The sequence below is a fragment of the Apibacter sp. ESL0432 genome, assembly GCF_019469225.1.
Taxonomy (GTDB): Bacteria; Bacteroidota; Bacteroidia; order Flavobacteriales; family Weeksellaceae; genus Apibacter.
Genome location: NZ_CP048266.1, coordinates 593,374 through 614,141, shown reverse-complemented (window position 1 = coordinate 614,141; position 20,768 = coordinate 593,374). Strand labels below are relative to the sequence as shown.

Genomic DNA, 20,768 nt, shown 5'->3' with positions numbered 1-20,768 from the left:
TACTTTTACTATTTATATCATAAAATCAAATTAAACTTTAAATATCAGATTTTTTTACCTAATAATACATAAATTAAATCATAAATTATATTATATCAATAATCACTTTTCTTTAATCTTTTCATTATTCCTTATAAACATAAAATATATTTTTTTGAAATTCATTATATCTAATAGTATGTTAGAAATATTATTAATATATAAAGTAAAAACATTAATTACGTATCAAATCTTAATAATATAATTACTATTGATAAAAAGTTAATTTATTTTTATCAACATAAATATATTATATGTTTATAGTATTTTGTTATAATATAAATAATTTTTATATATTTGAATTATGTTAACCAAAATATATATAAATGAAATGAAATAATTAAGATTTAATAAATTATATTTTAAGCATTTATACCTTTTTATTAAATAATAAGGTATTTTGATCCCTAATATTTTCATTATTTTATCTTGAATAAAATAGTAAGAATACTTGTTATACAATATAAACTCAACATTATTTTATTTACTAATTTAACCTAAACTCTGATTATGATAAATTTTAAACCGTTGCTCTTTATTACAGCTTTCATTATATTTAGTGTTTCTCAAGCACAAGATATTTCAGAAAGAACTGCTCAAAGAGTAGCTAACAATTTTTTAAAATTGAAAGCTAAAGATCCTTTAAAAAGATTATCGAAACAATTCAAATTAACAAACATTACATCAACTTTTGATAAAAAATATGATGGTTTTTATGTATTCAAAGTGGAGAATGGAAACGGATTCTGTATTGTATCCGCTGAAAGCGCAAATCATCCGATTTTAGCTTATTCTTTAAACTCATCCATACCAACAAATAAAAAGACTTCTCCAGAATTCTTAAATATTTTAAATAACTATCAGTATACCAATTCAAATCTTAGAAAAAACTCTTTAAAAAAATCTAATAGTAAAGATCAGGAACAAATAAAAAAAGAATGGGATGCTTTACTTTCCGATAATGAATTTCCAAATTATACACAATTATTAAAAAAGCCATCGGTTAATGCTATAATTCCGGATTCGATTGCTCCATTGATAAAAACCAATTGGGATCAAGCTCCTTTATATAACAAAAAAACTCCGATAACCTATGAAGGGCAACCCACATTTACGGGTTCTGCTGCAACAGCTTTAGGACAAATAATGAAATATTGGGATTATCCTGCTACAGGAAATGATTCTGTAACTTATCGAATTCCTTCCTCTTATTTTTATTATTTCTATAATTGGAAATGGAAAAAGTTAAGTGCTAATTTTCAAAAAACAAACTATCAATGGAGTAAGATGCCTAACTCGCTTTCAGGAAGTTCTACTGAAGAGGAGATCGATGCGGTGGCTACACTCTTGTCTCATACCGGAATTTCCGTTAATATGATGTATGGACCAATTGGATCAGGTGCTCATAGTGAAAAAGTTCCCAATGCTTTAAAAAAATATTTTAAATACAGCTCAAATATTGAATTAAAAAACAGATCCGATTTTAATTCAGATGAGGAATGGTTAAATATTATTAAAGATCAAATTTCACAAGGATTCCCTGTTTATTTTTCATCTATAGGCCCGGGTGCTGAACATGCATATATAGCTGACGGATATGATTCAAATAATTATGTACATCTTAATTTAGGATGGGCAGGAGAGGCTAACGGATATTATTATATTAATGATCTTCACGGTTATTCATCCAGCCAAATGATAGTAATAAATATCTATCCTTCAGATACTTATTGCGTTCCACCTTCAAGTCTTTCAACATCAAACATATCATCCAACAGTGCCACTCTTAATTGGAATAATGATATTAGATTTAAAAGTTATAAGATTGAATATAAATCGAGTGGTGATTCTAATTGGACTGTTGCTAATGATAAAGCTACAGGATCTTCTCTTGAATTAGTAAATTTAAAGGCAAATACAACATATACTGCAAGAGTAGCAGCCAATTGCGCTGCTAATTATTCTAATACAAATAACTTTGCAGAAACAACTTTTCAAACTAGTATCTCTGAACACCCTACTTCATCTGCTTGCGTTAATAATTACGAACCTAATAATTCTTTTGCTGATGCTTATTTAATAAATTCTGATTCTACTTACTATGCAGGTATAGGATATCCTGGTGATGTTGATTACTACAAAATTGTTTTTACTACTAATTCAAATTTAATAGTAATAATGAATAAATTCAATAAGGATTATGATATAACATTATATAATCGTTATTTTAAAGTAATTGGGAAGAGTATTGCTGGTAACGAGTCAAGAGAAAGAATTAAAATTGAAAATCTTTTACCCGGTACCTATTATTTAAAAGTATCTGGTTATAATGATGTATATGATGAGTCAGAATGTTATGAATTAACGTTCAATTCCGGACCTGCTGCTCCTACATGCAGTACTAATTATGAACCCAATGAATCTTTTGAAGAAGCTTATCCAATTGATGTTCTTACCACTTACTATGCGGCTATTGGATCTTCTAGAGACTTGGACTATTATAAATTTACATTAAAAGAAACTTCTAATGTTAATATAAGTCTTCAAAATATTTATTTTGGTTATGAATTCAATTTATATGATTCATCTAAAAAATTTGTAGCTAAAGGAGTATTTGATGAACCCAATAACAAAGTAATTCATATTGAAGATCTTCCTTCAGGTACCTATTACATTGAAATAACAGGTAAATTAAATCCAATAGAATGTTACAGACTTTTAATTGATACTGATACATCCAGACATTCTTGTATTAATAATTATGAACCCAATGATTCATTTGAACATGCCATTCATATTAAAACTGATAATACATATTCAGCAGGAATAAGTATTCCTAATGATCTTGATTATTATAAATTTATTTTAGATAATAAATCTAACATCTCGGTTACTCTTCAAAATATAGCTAATAAATATGAATTGAAAGTTTATGATTCGTCTAAAAGAGAAATAGGAAGAAGTTATAATGAAGATCTAAGCGATGAAACTATTAATCTAGACAATTTAGATCCCGGAACTTATTATATATTGGTTGAAGGAATTGATAACGCATTTAATGCTACTCAATGTTATGACTTATTAGTAGAAACGATCGCAACAGATTCTCCATGTGTTAATAATTTTGAATCTAATGATTCGTTAGAAAAAGCAACTCCAATAAATCTGAATACCGTATACGAAGCCGGTATTGGTTCTCCAACAGATAAAGATTACTATAAATTTACAATCAGTGAAACATCAGACATAACGGTTTTACTTCAAAATTTACCTAAAAACTATGATTTAAAACTTCTTGATGAAGTAGGTGATGAAATTGACAGCAGTTCAAATAAGGGTACAATAAATGAAAAAATTGTAGCTGAAAATTTACCTGCCGGTAATTATTATGTATACGTATATGGATATGAAGGTGCCTATGATACTACTTTTTGTTATAATTTAGAAGTTCAAACAGAAAGCAGTAATTCATTATGTAAGGGTAATTATGAGCCTAATAACACCTTTGATTCTGCTTATACAATAAGAAATATCTTGACCTATTCTTCTGATATAAGTTCTTCAACTGATGATGATTATTATAAAATATATATCGGTGAAAAATCTGATCTTTTGGTTGTTTTAGAAAATTTACCTAATGATTATGACCTTAAACTTTATGATAATTTAAAAAGAGAAATAGGAAGTAGTACTAACAGCGGAACTACCAAAGAAATTATTGATATTAAAAATTTAAATAAAGGCATTTATTATGTATATGTTTATGGTAAAAATGGCGCATATGAGCCGGGCAAATGTTATAATCTAAGTGTTAATTATGTCCCTGCCAAGAATTCAGTTGAATTTGACAATCCTGAGAATTCCGTTATCGTATATCCTAATCCTGTTCATGATGCTATAAATATAAAAGGTTTAAATATACTGGAAAAAGGAAAACTTATTACATTAACAATAGTTGACAGAAATGCGCGTGTTGTGAAAATTTTGCAATCTAAAGTTGACGATAATATACTTGTAAATGTTTCAGACCTCCCTCCGAATATTTATTTCTTACAAATTCAGGGGCAAAATTACAAATTCATTAAAAAATGAGTTTTTAATTTTAATTAAAAAAGAACCGAAAGATCAATCTTTCGGTTTTTTTATGCAAATCATATTCATAAATTAGATATGCAAAAAGAATAATGAATAGTAAACTTTATATTATCATTTTTACACATTATTTATTATAATTTAGTAAATTTGATATATAGTAACCTAAAAAACTTAAAAAGCTTATGTTTTATCTTAATAAATTTATTTTTTCCTAGTATGTAATTATTTTAATTTAAAAAAATTACATCAAAATCTTTTCACTCCATTCAACCATATATTCTATACCAAACAGTATACGGTTATTAGAATAATAAATTTATAGTAATTACAATTTTACTTCATTATTTAAACACTAAAAAACAATTCCGATGAGATTAAAATATTCTATTTTAATTATAGCTATATTTATATCTTACACATTTTATAGTCAAGATATTTCTGAAAAAACTGCCCGTATTGTAGCCAATAATTTTTTAAATCAAAGGATTCAGTTAAAAAATTCAAACCACAATAAATTAATTAATATTACCAATCGTTTTGATAAAAAATACGATGGTTTCTACATTTTTAAAAGCTTAAATGGTTTTATAATAATTTCTTCACAAAGTGAAAACCACCCAATTCTAGCTTATTCATTTGATACAACTCTTAACCCGGAAGGAAATCAATCGCCCGAATTTTTATACTTTCTTAGAGAATACCAATCAGCAAACGAATATTTAAGAAAAAGTAAAATAAAAAAAATCGGCGAGGATAAAGAAAGATCTTTAATAAAAGAAGAATGGGACGCTTTACTTTATAGAAAAGAAATGCCTTTATCTAAAATGAATCATAAATACAATGAAATTCCTTTAACAAAAGATCCTTTGATTACAACAAAGTGGAGTCAAAATACATTTTATAATAAGTTGGTACCCAAAACTTATGAAAACCAATCTTGTCTAACGGGTTGTGTGGCTACCACTATGGCCCAAATTATGAAATATTGGAATTACCCTGTCAAAGGTAAAAGCTCTAATACCTATAAGATTCAAAATACTTATTATGATTGGAAAGGTAAAACATTAACAGCTGATTTTGCTAACACTACCTATTTATGGAATAATATGCCTACTTCCCTTTCCCTTACATCCACCACGCAACAAATCGATGCAGTTGCCACATTAATGCTTCACACCGGTATATCGGTTAATATGATTTACGGACCTAACAGTTCGGGGGCATTTAATAACTCAGTTTTAAAAGCATTGAAAAATTACTTTCAATACAGTTCGGATGTAAAAATGGTTAATAAAGGAAATTATAGTAATTTCGAGTGGATAAAACTAATTAAGGATCAGCTAATAAAAAATTATCCTGTGTTTTATAAAGGAAGCAACAGGCAAGGAGCACATACCTTTATTGCTGATGGAATTGATAGTAACAACCTCATTCATTTTAATTTTGGTTGGGGCGGTTATGCAGATGGATACTTTCAATTATCTGAACCGGCAGGATATAAATCCAATCAAAGTGCAATAATAAATATACACCCTATTAATTATACTTGTTCTATACCTTCGGGTCTCACTACTTCGAATATATCTTCAACTGGTGTCGTATTAAAATGGAATAATATACCGGGAATTCTAAGTTATACTATTGAATATAAAACAAATAAAGAAGAAAATTGGAATACTAAAACCCTTGAATCAAACGACACCTTATACACCCTTACAGGATTAAAACCAAATACCTCATATAGTTGGAGAGTAAAAGCAAATTGCTATACTTCAAACAGTTCCAATTATGCTCAGTCTACATTCAATACCTTAATTTATCCAACTCCTACCCATCTGAGTGCTTACGATATTACTAGCAACAGCGCTATTTTAAAATGGGATGAAATGCCCGGGGTTTCAAATTATACCGTTGAATATAAATCATCTTTAGAGTCAACCTGGACAACAGCTGCCATTGCAACGACAAATACATTTTTTCTTCTCTCAAAATTAAATGCAAATACCACTTATAATTGGAGAGTAAAAGCCAATTATTCTGCCTCTATCAGTTCCAATTTTGAAGAAAACTCATTCCGTACTTCTACTAATTGTGCAGCTAATTACGAACCTAATGATTCGTTTGAAACTGCATATCCTATAAACATCAATACTTTATATTCAGCTGCACTTGGCTCCAGTTATGATTTAGATTATTATAAATTTTCAATTTATAAAAAATCTACTATCGAAATTATTCTTAAAAACTTTTCTGAAAATTATACTTTAGCTTTATATGATTCTTCAAAGAATTATATTACCCGTAGCACGAATACGGAGAATAATAAAGATCAATTTCAAATAAATTTAATTCCCGGAACATATTACATAATGGTTAAAGGATATAAAGATGCTTTTCTTGAAAATAAATGCTATGATTTAATCGTAAATCAAATGTTCAATGATAAAATTACTGATAACAATAACATAATCATATATCCTAATCCCGCTCATGAAACACTTAATATAAAAGGTGTTCCTTCAAATATTCAAAAATTTATAACATTAACTATATTTGATAATAGTGGAAAACTAGTTAAAAATGTACGACTTTTAATTGAAGACAAAATTTCTATAAATGTCTCTGATCTACAGCCCAATCTTTATATTATAAAAATTTTAGGAAAGAATTACAAATTCATAAAAAAATAAACTTAAGAATTACGTTAAAAAACCGAAAGACAAATCTTTCGGTTTTTTATATATTCATTAAATTGATATTTTCAATCAACTCTTTTTTTATCAAAAAAATAAAGGGTCATACCGGCTCCTATGATTCCTAATCCAATAATACTCTCCCGAGGATGGTTGACAAAAGTAAAATACAAAATATAAAAGCTGAAAAGTAAAAAGATAACGGGCATTAGTAAAAAAATATTTCCTTTGAAAAGTACCCGATCTTTTTTCTTAATAAATAAAGAAGTACTCACGGCAGCCGTTGAAAGAAGCTGAAGTACAAATGCTGTATAAATAAAAATTTCTTCAAATTTACCACTCAATATTATTAGTATACTGATAAGAGTATGAGCAACTACAGCCCAAATAGGTATTCGGTTTTTATTTTCTTTACCTAAATAACTCCAAAGATGATTTTCTTTTGCTGTTGCCTGGGTTACTCTCGATCCAACCCACAAATAGCCACTAATTGTTGAAACTAATTGCAATGCAATCAAATAACTTATCCATTTTACTCCCCGAACGCCTAAAATATTGGTAAATGCGATATTGGCAATGTCTTCTTTTCCTTCCATTTGTTCGATTGAAGCATGTTTTAAAAAAACAAAATTTACCAACACATAACTTACTGTTACAAAAACAGTTCCTATTATCAACGCTTTGGGAAGATTAACTTTTGGCTTTTCAATTTCTTCAACAATATATGAGGCAGAATTCCAACCGGTATAGGCGTAGGTTACAAATACCAAAGAACTGGCAAAAGCCGGAACGATGATTTCATGAGTCCAAGAATTATCCCATAATAATGCATTAGTAGGAGACGGACTTATTGAAATTCCAATTAAAATCAGTACTACAATGAATGCTACCTTAAGAACGGCAAATATATTTTGAAAACGACTGCTTACCTTTAAGCTGAAACATTGAAATACAGCAATAATAATGATAATGAGAATAGCTGTACTTCTTTCATTTTCAAAACCCAAATATTTAGCCATAGCCAATGCTGCTAAAGCAATTGGCCCGGAGAAGCCAACTATAAGCGATACCCAACTGGTGATGTAACCCATGATAGGATGATAAGTTCGAGAAAGATAAATATAATCTCCTCCCGATTGCTTAAAATGAGCTCCCAATTCCGCGTAGATAAAAGCACCTATTAAAGCCAGTATTCCTCCGATTGTCCATAAAAGAATAATGGTAAACGTATTGTGTAATTCCGGAACTTGATATCCTAAACTTGTAAACACTCCCGTTCCTACCATATTGGATATGACTATGGCAGTTGCTGTCTTCCAGCCTATTTTTTTCATATTTATATTAAATATATAAGTCTAATTTTAGAAATTCATAGAAAGCTTAGTAAACCAATTAGCTCCGGTTGTACCCATCTGTACCGGTGCATACTTGAAAACATTATAATAAGAATTTTCATAGATTTGCTTATCCGGAAAGACATCAAAAATATTATTTCCGCCCATCGTTAGTATTAAATCTTTTCTTATGGAATAACTGATACTAAAATCGGTTACTAATTTTGGATCGTGATGTTGTACCGAACCGTATGGGTAACCATCTCTCGTAACTTTACCGAAATAGGTATTTCTTACTAATAAATTCCATTTCGAAACTGAATAATTGAAGCCTAAAGTTGCCTTTGCTTTTGGACTTAAAGATTCAATTATATTTGTTTGATCGGGACCGAAATATTCATTTCTGTCTCCTTCAAAAACTTTGGGAAAATGATAATCAACAATTTCTGTTTCTGTATAGTTTCCTGATAAACTTATATCCAGATTTCCCCTTCCTAAACCAACTTTATATGTGGCCACTATATCAATACCTTTCGTTTCCGTATCCACAGCATTAGTAAAAAATCGTGCTCCTTCCACTCCATAAGATTCTACTTTTGCATTAACAAATTCACTCGTGAGTACAATACGATCTTTAACTTTGATATAGTAAGCATCAACCGTTACATATATTTTTTTAGAAGGTTTAAATGTTAAACCGGCACTCGCATTTATAGATTTTTCTTCTTTAAGTTTATCAATACCTAAAGCTTTTGCCAAAGGACTGTCATTTCTAAATATACCTTTAGAAACAACTCCTGATCCCGACGATGAGATACTGGAAAAAGAATTATTAAAATACTGCTGTTGCAGAGAAGGGGCTCTGAATCCATTACTGAAAGCTCCCCTTACAGCAAATCCGTTTACATATTCATAACGCACCGCCAACTTTCCTATCCAAGAATTACCAAAATCGGAATAATGCTCATATCTTCCTGCCAAATCACCGGAAAATTTTCCTTTTTTAAATGCAACATCCGCATAACTGGATGCATTATTTCTGTCCTCTTTTAACGCATTTTCAGGAGAAAATCCTATAAAACCTTGAGCACCCCCCTCTCCCAGTATATCGGTAGGAAGGGTAGATGCTGTTGCCGGATTACCAAATTTATCGTAACGCATCCATGATCCTTCTTCTCCGGCCTTTATTCTATATTGTTCGTATTTAAATTCTCCTCCGAAGGCAATGGAAAGAAGTGTATTTATTTTTTTAGAAATATCCAGATTGATAATATTTTGCATAAACTCATGTCCCCCGGCTTTAAATTCCGTTGGAGAATGTATGCCCAACGAGGCGTTGTTTGTATGCGTAGCCTTATAATTAAAGAGGTTTTCTCCAAAGGTATTACTTATATCTACCATCCAATTATTATGCATATATCTTATTCCCGTAGAGTTAGAAATATCATAAATAGTGGATTTTAATAAAGGTTGAAATCCTATCGGATAAAGCTCTTTAACTACATTAGTTTTTTCACTGGGAAGTCTTCGGAATTCAGCTCCTTCTCCTTGTCTTAAACTTGCTCCGCCGAATGAGTAGAACTCATACTTTTCGGATAATGGATAAATGGAATTTATAAAAAACTGTTGATTTTTAATTTGAGCATCTCCTGCCCTGAAACGGAAATCTTTTTGGGTTAAACCCATTTCTGCCATAATTTTTTCATCGTTTATTCTGGCCTGATCGGGATCCGGTGCAAAATCATATGCAAAGTTATCGCCAAACTTGTCCAGATTATTATCATAAGAACGATTGGTTTTATTTCTTTGGCTGACTACAAAAGAAAGATTGATACTTCCTCCTTTATCTCCTAATTTAGCCCCGTAATTTCCGCTAAAATTGTAAGTTTCCCCGTCATTTCTATTGGTTAATCCATAGGTGATGGATGCCGAGCCGCCCTCATTCTTTTTTAAAATAATATTAATTACACCGGCAATGGCATCCGAACCGTATTGAGCTGCCGCTCCATCTCTCAAAACCTCTATTTTTTCTATTGCTGAAACGGGTATGGCACTTAAATCTGTACCCACAGATCCGTTACCTACTGTATTTTGATAGTTGACTAATGAGGTAGTATGCCGTCTTTTTCCATTCACTAATACCAGAACCTGATCGGGACCCATACCTCTCAAGGTAGCCGGATCAATATGTTCCGTTCCATCGGAAGAAGATTGGCGAACAGAATTGAATGAAGGTACTAAATAATTTAATAAGTCGTTAACGGTTAATTGAGGAGATGCCTTTTCTATTTTCCTGACATCTATTACATCTATGGCAACGGGAGAATTTACTTTGGTTCGTTCTGAACTTCTGCCACCGACTACAACAATCTCTTCAAGATCAAGGGAATCTACGGCTCGTTTTTCTTGAGCATCCACATAATTGGTAAATTCTAAAATTAAACTTACCATTAACAAAGAAACTTTTTTCATTATCTTTCTTACAGTTAGTAAATTATATTTAATTAAAACTGTATCAAGAAAAACCAGAAAGGAAAAAAGAAATTATTCACAACTCAACACACTCACAACTCGCGAATCACTCATCTTTCCCCTCAGGGCTGGAATTAGCACCAAGCCTAAGCAGGCCGGTTGCCAAGGTTTCACAGGGCCAGTCCCTCCACCTTTCTTGATAAGTGATGTAAATATACCATAATTTTCATAATAAAATAATTTTATATTATATTATTTTACCTCTAAGATAAAGAAATATATTTACTTTATCTTAAAAAATCTTACCAAGAAAATTATTCCTATTCCAAACAAGGAAATGAAAGTAAAGGATATTTGTAATGAAAATTTTTCAGCTAAAAAACCAATGCAAGGAGGGCCTAGAAAAAAACCGATAAAACCAATGCTGGTAATAACTGTAAGCGCTTGTTCGGGCGAAGCAGTTTTTGAATTTCCCGCTAAGGTATAGACTAAGGGCACGACTGCAGATATTCCCAGTCCAACAATAACGAACGAAAGAAGTGTAGTTAGTAATGTTGGAAATAGAACAGCACAGACCATACCTATAAAAATTAAAGACCCGCTGATGATCAACGTAATTTTTGAACCGAATTTTCGAACTATAAAATCAGAAATGAATCGTCCGCAAGCCATGGCTGCCATATAGGCAGTCAATCCATATCCGATATATTTTTTATCGGCATTCACTATATTCCTCATATATTCATTGGACCAATCGGTCATCGTTCCTTCAGAAACCATAGCAAAAAAAGCTAGAAATCCTAAGACAATAAGATTTTTATCAACTCTGATAAATTTTGATTTTTTCGGTAATTCCATTGGTTCTTCTTTGGCTTCATCCGGCAACAAGTATCTGAATAACCAAAGGGAAACCAGAATTCCTATGGAAGAATATAAAATAAAATGCTCAGAAGGTGGTATGTTTTTAGCAATCATTACTGCTCCTAACCAAGAAGCAAAAAAACCTCCAATGCTCCAAGTACCGTGCATGGAGCCTATTATTTGGCCTTTATAGGATTTTGACACATTAACAGCTTGTGTATTTATAGCTATATTGGTTAAATTACCTATGGCCCCGTAGGCTATTAAATTGAGTTTCAATTGCCACAATTTTCCACAAAATCCAATTCCGATTAAAAATATAAAGTAAAGAATGATAAATGTAAGGGTTGATTTTTTGCTTCCCAGCTTTTTTATTAAATTACCCGCAAAAGGTAACGTAATAAGTGTTCCGATGGATAAAAATAGTAAAACCAATCCCCAATTGGAATCGGAAACATTCATCGATAATTTAATCGTTGGAATTCGTGAAGCCCAAGTCGCGGAACTGCCTCCAAAGAAAAAAAATAAAAGGGTTACGGCCATTCTGGGCAAATGTTTTTTGTTTATCATTAGTAATTCTCTCGGATTTTTATTGGATTATTCATTTATCATTAACTCCGCGTATTTATAACATAAAAAAGCCTGCTTGATTCAATCAAACAGGCTCTTCATTAATTATCTTTTTAATCTTTTGTCGGAGATTCTTTTTCAACCTCCCGTATTTTAATTTCCGTACTGTCTTTTTCTTTATTTAATCCAATATAGAGATGGTCTCCGTCATGTATCGATGAATTGATAATTTCTTCAGCGATCACATCTTTCACATATTTCTGGATCGCTCGTTTAAGCTGACGTGCACCGAAATTTTTGTCCCATCCTTTTTCAATGATGAATTCTTTAGCTTCCGGAGATAATTCTACTTCATATCCAATTTTAGCAATTCTATCGTACACATTTTTCAATTCTAAATCTATAATTTTAGATATATCTTCCTTTTCCAAATTATTAAAGATGATAACATCATCGATCCTATTTAGAAATTCAGGAGCAAATGTTCTCTTTAAAGCGTTTTCAAGAGTAGATTTTGCTCTTATATCGGAAGATGATTTTTTGGCAGAAGTTCCAAATCCAACACCGTCACCGAATTCTTTGAGTTCACGAGTTCCGATATTGGAAGTTAAAATGATTATTGTATTTCTAAAATCTATTTTTCTTCCCAAACTATCCGTAACATGTCCGTCATCTAAAATTTGCAAAAGGATATTAAATACATCCGGATGTGCTTTTTCAATTTCATCTAAGAGGATTACAGCATATGGTTTTCTTCTTACGGATTCTGTCAATTGACCTCCTTCTTCATATCCTACATATCCCGGAGGAGCTCCTACTAATCTAGATACGGCAAATTTTTCCATATATTCACTCATATCTATTCTAATGAGAGCATCATCTGAATCAAATAATTCTCTGGCAATAACTTTTGCTAATTGAGTTTTTCCAACTCCGGTTGCTCCTAAGAATATAAATGTACCTATAGGCCTGTTAGGATCTTTTAATCCGGCACGATTTCTCTGAATGGCTTTTACAACTTTGTTGACCGCTTCGTCCTGACCGATAATTTTACCTTTCATCAAATCTTTCATTTGAGCAAGTTTTTTAAGCTCTCCTTCTGCAACTCTTTGTACAGGTACACCGCTCATCATTGAAACTACCTCTGCAACATTATCTTCGGTAACAATCTCCCGATGTTCTCTTGAAGATTTTTCCCATTCTCTTTGTGCATTCGCTAATTTAGTTTCAATCTCTTTTTCGGTATCTCTTAATTTTGCAGCTTCTTCATACTTTTGGCTTTTAATTACCTTAGTCTTTTCAGCTCTGATTTTTTCTAATTCTTTCTCATAGTTAACTATTTCCTTTGGAACTTTGATATTTTTGATATGGACTCTTGATCCCGCTTCATCGAGCGCATCAATCGCTTTATCCGGCAAATATCGGTCGGTAATATATCTTGTAGTAAGATTTACACAAGCTTTAATTGCCTCCTCGGTATAAGTTACATTATGATGTTCTTCGTATTTATCTTTAATTTGATTTAATATGATAATGGTTTCTTCTGGAGAAGTTTGTTCTACCATTACTTTTTGAAATCGTCTTTCTAGGGCGCCGTCTTTTTCAATATATTGCCTATATTCATCCAAAGTAGTCGCTCCGATGCATTGTATCTCTCCTCTTGCTAATGCCGGTTTGAACATATTGGAAGCATCTAAAGAGCCTGTGGCTCCTCCGGCTCCTACTATGGTATGGATTTCATCAATAAAGAGAATAATATCCGAATTTTTTTCAAGCTCATTCATGATGGCTTTCATTCTTTCTTCAAATTGTCCTCTATATTTAGTACCTGCAACCAGTCCGGCTACATCTAAGGTAACTACTCGTTTGTTGTATAAAACACGAGAGACCTTTTTTTGAACAATTCGTAAAGCGAGGCCTTCTGCAATGGCTGATTTACCGACTCCGGGCTCTCCTATTAACAAAGGATTATTCTTTTTTCTTCTGCTCAATATCTGAGATACTCTTTCAATTTCTTTTTCCCTTCCTACTACCGGATCTAAACGACCTTCGAGTGCAGCGGTGGTTAAATCTCTACCGAAATTATCTAATACCGGTGTTCTGCTTTTCGATGGGTTGGATCTGCTTCCTTTAGGTGCTTCGTATTGATTTCCTTCACTAATTCCTTCTTCTTCAGAAAATTCATTGGTGGGTTGTTCTGTAAAATCTTCTTGAAACTGAAATCTATATTCTTCTTTAAGGATGTTAGCATCGATATTATACTTTTTGAAAAGTTGGGTTACCGGATCGCTTTCTATCCTCAAGATACATATCAATAAATGTATGGTTTCTATTTCCGGGCTTCTAAAAAGCTTAGCTTCTAAAAAACTTGTTTTTAAAGCTCTTTCGGCAGCTTTAGTAAACGGGATGCGATTCCTGTCTACTTTTATACTTATTTCAGGTTTATTAAGATTTTCAATTTTTCTCCTTAAGTCACCTAAATCAACATTTAAACTTTGAAGTATGGTAATAGCTTTGCTGTTACCTTCACGTAAGATACCCAGTACAAGATGTTCCGTCCCTATATGGTCATTACCTAATCGTAATACTTCTTCATTGCTGAAGCTTATTACATCTTTTACTTGTTGTGAAAAATTTTCGTCCATGTATGACTTACTGTTCTATATATTAATATTTTACGATTTGAATCTTGCATTTATCATGCCACTTTACTTATCGGTTATTTTGTCATATTCCTTGATAAAGTAAAATATTTTTTTCTGATAAATGTACTCTATTATTTTAAAATATCATATAATGTCGGAACTATTTCTCGGGTACGTATATTATTTCTCCATTTTCCAGTTCATAAGCTATCCCCACTTTTTTCCCTTTTTTACCTGTGGATTTCTCTTGGGACGGGGTATACTTGTTTATTTTATTTCCTTCTTTGGTTATTATTTCCATATCTTCTTTTCCCGGATTTTTAACAACGGTAAAATCTTCATTGGAAAATACTTCACCCATATTTAAATTCATAACCATGGCAACCATAAGAGCAACGGCAAAAACCATAGCTACATCAAATAGGTTTACGATGACACTAAGCGGATCGGTATCTTCTTCTTTTAGAAATCTGTTAATTCTTCTTCGCCTTTTCATTCTTAATTTACATTACCCGTTACTACTCTTGCTACATAATCTAAATTGTTAACTTCTTTTGCATACCATCGTTGTTTAACTTGTAAAGTTACTAATCCGATTGCGCTTACTACCAATCCCACCACAGTTGTTGCAAAAACTACTTGCATGTTATACGCCATACCGGAAATATCCCCCGAAGACAGTCCAACCAGTGCCGGACTCATGGCTATCAGAGTACCGATTAAACCTAAGACAGGTCCGAGTTTTGCAAGCATTTTTGATAAGGAAAGGTCTTTATCTACTTCATTTTCAAAATTGGAAATGGTATAATCGGCATAGGCTTCATGGGTGGTATTTTCCAATAATGTCCTTAAATATTTTATATATAAGGAATTGTTTTTTGAAGGCAAGGTTGCTCGTAAATCTTTTAATTTTTCTTGAGTAAGGTTTTCAATAACCGGATTTATCTTTTTATCGTTATTCCTTTTAACGATAAATTGATTGTAAAAGCTTCCTAAAAGAAGCAATGAACGAGCGAACAATATTAGTAAGATGATGATATCGGGAATTAATAAACTATTCGCCACCCAAAATAATACTTTTGATATAATTTCCATATTTATTAGTTAATTTAATTTTTTCTTTTAGTGTTTAACAATTTTTCCATTTAGTTAACCTCCATTTAATTTTATTTCCTAAAAATCCTATTAGAAAAAAGAAAATGAATAGTCCCATCGATAAAAGTATATAGTTAACATTTATGGTTTCCTCTGAGGATTTATATACTATTTTTCCATCAACGGTGGTTATGAGTCCTAGTATACAAATGATTAAACTCATCATAAAATGTATTTCAAGTCTTAAATCAAATTCCGGAATCAGTTTTTTAAGAGCTATTACAGCTAAAACCATACATAAAATAACGATTGATGCATAAAGGATTGCCATGGTTAAAAAGTGGAAACCGGTAAAGGTAAATGCGGCTTGAGTCAATCCATAAAATAAAACTAAAAAAGGTAATATTCCCGGATAATATTTTAATATTAATCGAACTATCTTATGTTTTTTACTTCCAAACCGTCCCATTAGTGCTGCAAAACAGAAAGCAAAACATACCGCCGATTCTACCGTAACTACTACGGACATGTTTTGCATCATCACATGATCAGCTAAAAAATCTTCTATCTGTGTTTTAGATTGCTTAATGGCTAAGGGATAAATTAAAAGTATATAGACTGTGTATACTAGCATCATTAAGGCTATTTGCTCTCTTTTCCAAAAACTTAGCTTTATAATACTATTTATTAGGATAAGAGCCATTAATAAATGTATGATGAGTTCCATAAAGTACTATTCTTTTATCTTAGCTGTTTTTTCTTCTTTTCCTTATATACAGTAGTAGTGAAAGGGCAACAATGCTGATAACCGTAACTATAATTACTCCGTTAACTGCTGTTTTTTCTGATTTATTAACTCCTTTGGAAACTTCTTCTTTTTTCAAAACCATCCCCTCTTTAGCTTCTGATGAGGATTCTCCTATTTTCATTTTAGTTACTTGTTGTTTATATTCAGTAGATTGCTGAGGTGTAACTTGGTTTGAAATATAATCCTGGAGTTTTTTATTATTTCCGGAAAATCCTGCTCCTGAATGACCAAATTCTTTCACAACTTGTGTATGTACGAGAGCCGTTCGTTTTATTTGTTCTTCAGTAGCTTTCCACATCCCTTTTCTTGAGGTTTCAAGCATGATTGCTGTAATTTCTTCCAATGCTGCCGGACTCACTTTTTTGAAAAATTCTTTGGTTCCTAAATTAGTTTTATCAGTTACATAGGTATCATAAATCTGATCCCACATTTCATTATCGATCACATCGGGCTTCATTACATTCCAACCGTAGGTATTGGTTATAACCTCTGTAATATCAGCGGCGCTGGATGCTCCCCCTTTCATCTTCTCTTTAATATAAGCAGGATTGAAAATGGTGGTACGAGCTTCTACTCCTATAGCTTCTTTCAATTCTTGTATTTTGAAATTAGTATGATTTCTGTAGTCTGCAAAATAGGCATCGGGATCTTTACCTGTAACATTGCGAATAGCTAAGTTCATTCCTCCCATAAACTCGTATACATGATCTAAACTTAAAGCTCCCCAAGTATTGCTTTGTCTTGGATGGACAACCATATCTGTATTTTTTAGTACAGCTTTTAGCAATCCCTTGTGAAAATCACCCCAATTTTTATCACTGCCATATATTGCCCCCATATTATTTATATAGGTTTCTGCTATTTCTTTTTCATCTTCCCATTTATCTCCGCTGGTTACCATTTCTTGAATTCCTGTTCCATACATTCCGTTAACTCCTCCGAATATTCGTTGCGTTGAAATCTGACGAGCTTCTTGAGGAGGTACTCCTTCATCGACTAAACTTTTTTCTATATCCAGAGTGCTTTGAGCTACTAGATTTTCATAGTTGGAATCTTTTGCAGATGCTGCCATTTCCACAGCTCGGGATAGTAATGCCAAACGGGAGGCTGCCAGATCTCTAAATTGTCCTGAAGTTTGCACCACTACATCAATTCTCGGTCTTCCTAAATCTTTGGATTCAATTAGTTGTAAATCGGATACTCTTCCGAAGGCATCGCGAACCGGTTCAACTCCCAGCATATATAAAACTTGCGCTATGGTTGTTCCTTCGCTTTCAATAAATTCACTGCTCCAAAAGGTATAATTAACTTTTTTAGGATACGCTCCATGCTTTGCTTTATATTGTGCCAAAGTTGCATTAACAAGTTCCTTTCCTCTGTCCCATGCTATTTCGGTAGGGGTGGATTCTGCATTAATGGAATACAAATTTCTACCTGTAGGAACTCCGTTCGGATTCGCCACAGCATCTCCTCCTGAAGAAGGCTCAATATAGCCTCCGGATAGTGCATTGACTAATGCTTTAAATTCCAACTCCGGACTTTCTTCTAAACTTTTTTCGTATTTCTTTATGTTGGTTATAGTTCTTTCTATTTCAACAATGGCTCTCGCTCTAGATTTTTGCTCTTTGGTATAAGTTATCTTTTTACCTGCCATTCCATACATAGGCTTTTTCTCTGATTCCTTTGGAGCTGTATGTGCAACTTGTTGCGAAGAGGTATTTTTGGAATGACCTGGAGAATTTTCCATTTTAGAAGGTTTGCCTGCAGTACTTTTAGTACTTTTTTTAAACGTTCTTTTTGGAGGGGAAATAATCATTTTAGATTGTTCCAATTCTTTTTCATCAATTCCGGCAATGCTGCAAATAAATGCAGGACTCGCTTCTTTTCCTGATAAGATTTGATTAACTATATTTTTGGCTACGTCTAAATATCTTTGTTTAAAGTATACTTTATTTTTGAGTTGTTTTTCAGTTACCTTCCCTCTTTGTTTGTCCAAGGCGGCCAAACTATAAGCAATCGGATCTGTACTCATTGCCTGAACGGTTGATATGATTTTATCTTTAGTATAAGGTATACCGGAAGTATAAAGATGTCCGGACATTTTCTCATTGGAAATTTCTTCGGCAAAATTTTCTATTCTTTCTATCTCCTCTAAATTATAGGGTTTGGTTGCTATACTATCTAAACGTAAATCTCTGTGCAATCCCATTTTTACCGCTATTTTCTTTACTTCTAGGGATGCTAACGGCTGATTGGATTCTTCAGATTTATAGTAATATTGTATCTTATCTTGCAATTCTTTAAATTGAGAACGGGTTTGGCTCTCCATAAATGCAGGAGTTAAATAAGATAGTAAGGTGGCGTAGGAACGTCTTTTAGCCATCATACTTTCTCCGATATTTCCAATGGTATAATAATAAAAATGTGGCAAGGTTCCGACTAGTCTGTCCGGCCAATCTTCATTGCTCAGAGCAATTTGTTTTTGAGGAGTAAACTCCAGACTTCCATGAGTTCCAAAATGAATCAACGCATCGGCTTGGAATTCGTGCTGTACCCAAAGATACGACCCAATATAAGTATGAGGTGGAGCTGTTTTTGCTCCATGGATTATTGCAAAGGTATCTTCTCCCAATCCTGCCATAGGTTGAGGTAACAGTACAATATTTCCGAATTGAACTCGTGAAACCGCTAAATACGATTTTTCACCTATATTTTTACTCATGTAATTACCCGGAGCTTCTCCGTAAACCGCTGTAACTTCGGCATATTTTTCGGGGGTAAGTGTTTTTTTTGCCCAGTTTTCATACGTTGTTTTATCAATCAATTCCGGATTGCCATTTCTCAAGTATTCATCAAAAGCTCCTTGGGCGTAGGTACTCATTACTGAACCTTGGGTCATCAAGATTTTTTCAAAATCTTGTACATTTTCGGGTAAATTATCTACTTTATATCCTTCTTTTTTTAATCGTTTTAAAAAATTATAAAGTGAAGGAACGGTTTCCAGTCCTTGTGCGGTTAAGGATTCTTTACCGGGTCCTTTATAATAGTAGACGGCTATTTTTTTATCTTCATTTTTTTTATGTTTTAACTCTACAAAATTGTGAATGATTTGTACAAAATTTTGGAGTCTTTCGGGCACTGTTTTAAATAAATAAAGATTGTTATCTGTTAATTCTTGGGTATTTAAAACGTATGGATATATAGATCCATCCAATTCAGGCATAACTACACTTTGTGAGAGGAAACCTCCCATCATTCCCATGGGATCTTTAAGCCATTCTTCTTTAGTTTTTAATATGGTAAGTGGCGTAAAGACAGGAATATTTCTTTGTTTTAACCAGTTTACTGCTTCTTCAGCTTTTCCCAACGCTAGTCTTCCGTGTGCGAAATGTATAACTGCATCCGGTTGAATTTCCTTTAAAAATTCCAATCTCTCAAATGTGGAGGATATGGGATATACGTTAAATCCTTTCTTTTGTAAAGAAACGAGTAAACTGTCCAGGTTATCTCTATTTCCACTATACGGATCATTTAATCCACCCAAAATGACAACTTTGGGCGCGCCCTCTATATAAAAATTATTTTTCTTTAAGTAATTTTCGTATTCATTTACATTTTTAAAAGCCAAGTCTTCATCTAAATGATACAAAACATCTTCTGCAGTCTCAACTATAGGGCTTGGTTCCGTAACAAAAAATATCTTTTTATCTATATTTTTACGTATATATCTGGCAAGGCTTTGATAATTTTTTTTGTTTCCACTATCCATAAATGCTTCTACCGCTTTCATCCGGGTGCTGTCTAAATTACACAGATTATTTTCAGGATTAGTTGCGCGGTATATATAAAAGGGTTTACCGTCTTGCATAATTTTTTTTAGCTGCTCCCTTTCTTCCGCGGATGCTTTCATGCCCATACCGAATCCTAAAATAAAGTCGTACTTTTTTAATTTAGATAAATCTTCTAAAGAGACTTCTTCGTATTGAATGAAGGGGTCTTTATTGGATTGAATAAGACTGGTGGTTTGAAATTTTTGAAAGTTTACTAAAGCTACTTTTGTTGGTGAGGCAGTTTTATTCCAAATGATCCAACTTGCCATTAGTAATACTAATAGACACACTACTATACTCAATAAGAGCTTCTTTTTTTTCATTTT

General features: G+C 32.4%; 10 protein-coding genes and 1 riboswitch. Of the genes, 2 read left to right on the top strand and 8 right to left on the bottom strand.

What is annotated here, in order from left to right:
- Nucleotides 1-549: 549 nt before the first annotated feature.
- Both GYM73_RS02545 and GYM73_RS02540 read left to right on the top strand, forming a co-directional pair.
- Nucleotides 550-4,131: a C10 family peptidase gene (locus GYM73_RS02545; protein ID WP_220234053.1), complete on the top strand. Its 3,582-nt coding sequence runs from the start codon at nucleotides 550-552 to the stop codon at nucleotides 4,129-4,131.
- 371 nt (nucleotides 4,132-4,502) lie between these two features.
- Nucleotides 4,503-6,824 carry a C10 family peptidase gene (locus tag GYM73_RS02540; protein ID WP_220234052.1) on the top strand — a complete coding sequence of 774 codons (2,322 nt, stop codon included), beginning with the start codon at nucleotides 4,503-4,505 and terminating at the stop codon, nucleotides 6,822-6,824.
- 71 nt (nucleotides 6,825-6,895) lie between these two features.
- On the opposite strand, the gene GYM73_RS02535 is transcribed toward GYM73_RS02540, so the two are convergent.
- From GYM73_RS02535 to GYM73_RS02500, 8 genes are all read right to left on the bottom strand, one after another.
- The gene (locus GYM73_RS02535; protein ID WP_166005636.1) at nucleotides 6,896-8,161 is read right to left on the bottom strand and encodes an APC family permease; all 1,266 of its coding nucleotides are present in this window, start codon (nucleotides 8,159-8,161) and stop codon (nucleotides 6,896-6,898) included.
- Nucleotides 8,162-8,188: 27 nt separating this feature from the next.
- Complete coding sequence (locus GYM73_RS02530) at nucleotides 8,189-10,633, bottom strand: TonB-dependent siderophore receptor (protein WP_220234051.1); 2,445 nt, start codon at nucleotides 10,631-10,633, stop codon at nucleotides 8,189-8,191.
- 107 nt (nucleotides 10,634-10,740) lie between these two features.
- A riboswitch (SAM riboswitch) is annotated at nucleotides 10,741-10,839 on the bottom strand.
- Between the two features lie 76 nt (nucleotides 10,840-10,915).
- Nucleotides 10,916-12,064 (bottom strand): MFS transporter, encoded by a 1,149-nt coding sequence (locus tag GYM73_RS02525; protein ID WP_220234050.1) that lies wholly within the window; start codon nucleotides 12,062-12,064, stop codon nucleotides 10,916-10,918.
- Nucleotides 12,065-12,177: 113 nt separating this feature from the next.
- Nucleotides 12,178-14,709 carry an ATP-dependent Clp protease ATP-binding subunit gene (locus GYM73_RS02520; protein ID WP_220234049.1) on the bottom strand — a complete coding sequence of 844 codons (2,532 nt, stop codon included), beginning with the start codon at nucleotides 14,707-14,709 and terminating at the stop codon, nucleotides 12,178-12,180.
- A gap of 160 nt (nucleotides 14,710-14,869) precedes the next feature.
- The gene (locus tag GYM73_RS02515) at nucleotides 14,870-15,205 is read right to left on the bottom strand and encodes a DUF2149 domain-containing protein (RefSeq protein ID WP_105296926.1); all 336 of its coding nucleotides are present in this window, start codon (nucleotides 15,203-15,205) and stop codon (nucleotides 14,870-14,872) included.
- 2 nt (nucleotides 15,206-15,207) lie between these two features.
- Nucleotides 15,208-15,804, bottom strand: coding sequence for a MotA/TolQ/ExbB proton channel family protein (locus tag GYM73_RS02510; RefSeq protein ID WP_166006804.1), 597 nt, complete (start codon nucleotides 15,802-15,804; stop codon nucleotides 15,208-15,210).
- Nucleotides 15,805-15,838: 34 nt separating this feature from the next.
- Nucleotides 15,839-16,531 carry a hypothetical protein gene (locus tag GYM73_RS02505; RefSeq protein WP_220234048.1) on the bottom strand — a complete coding sequence of 231 codons (693 nt, stop codon included), beginning with the start codon at nucleotides 16,529-16,531 and terminating at the stop codon, nucleotides 15,839-15,841.
- 19 nt (nucleotides 16,532-16,550) lie between these two features.
- On the bottom strand, nucleotides 16,551-20,765 hold the full coding sequence (locus GYM73_RS02500; protein ID WP_220234047.1) for a cobaltochelatase subunit CobN: 4,215 nt from the start codon (nucleotides 20,763-20,765) through the stop codon (nucleotides 16,551-16,553).
- Between the last annotated feature and the right edge of the window lie 3 nt (nucleotides 20,766-20,768).

Excerpts from the sequence above, each read along its gene's own strand:
- GYM73_RS02505 (WP_220234048.1), bottom strand. The coding sequence starts at position 16,531 with ATGGAACTCATCATACATTTATTAATGGCTCTTATCCTAATAAATAGT.
- GYM73_RS02510 (WP_166006804.1), bottom strand. The coding sequence starts at position 15,804 with ATGGAAATTATATCAAAAGTATTATTTTGGGTGGCGAATAGTTTATTA.
- GYM73_RS02535 (WP_166005636.1), bottom strand. The coding sequence starts at position 8,161 with ATGAAAAAAATAGGCTGGAAGACAGCAACTGCCATAGTCATATCCAAT.
- GYM73_RS02530 (WP_220234051.1), bottom strand. The coding sequence starts at position 10,633 with ATGAAAAAAGTTTCTTTGTTAATGGTAAGTTTAATTTTAGAATTTACC.
- GYM73_RS02545 (WP_220234053.1), top strand. The coding sequence starts at position 550 with ATGATAAATTTTAAACCGTTGCTCTTTATTACAGCTTTCATTATATTT.
- GYM73_RS02540 (WP_220234052.1), top strand. The coding sequence starts at position 4,503 with ATGAGATTAAAATATTCTATTTTAATTATAGCTATATTTATATCTTAC.
- GYM73_RS02520 (WP_220234049.1), bottom strand. The coding sequence starts at position 14,709 with ATGGACGAAAATTTTTCACAACAAGTAAAAGATGTAATAAGCTTCAGC.
- GYM73_RS02515 (WP_105296926.1), bottom strand. The coding sequence starts at position 15,205 with ATGAAAAGGCGAAGAAGAATTAACAGATTTCTAAAAGAAGAAGATACC.
- GYM73_RS02500 (WP_220234047.1), bottom strand. The coding sequence starts at position 20,765 with ATGAAAAAAAAGAAGCTCTTATTGAGTATAGTAGTGTGTCTATTAGTA.
- GYM73_RS02525 (WP_220234050.1), bottom strand. The coding sequence starts at position 12,064 with ATGATAAACAAAAAACATTTGCCCAGAATGGCCGTAACCCTTTTATTT.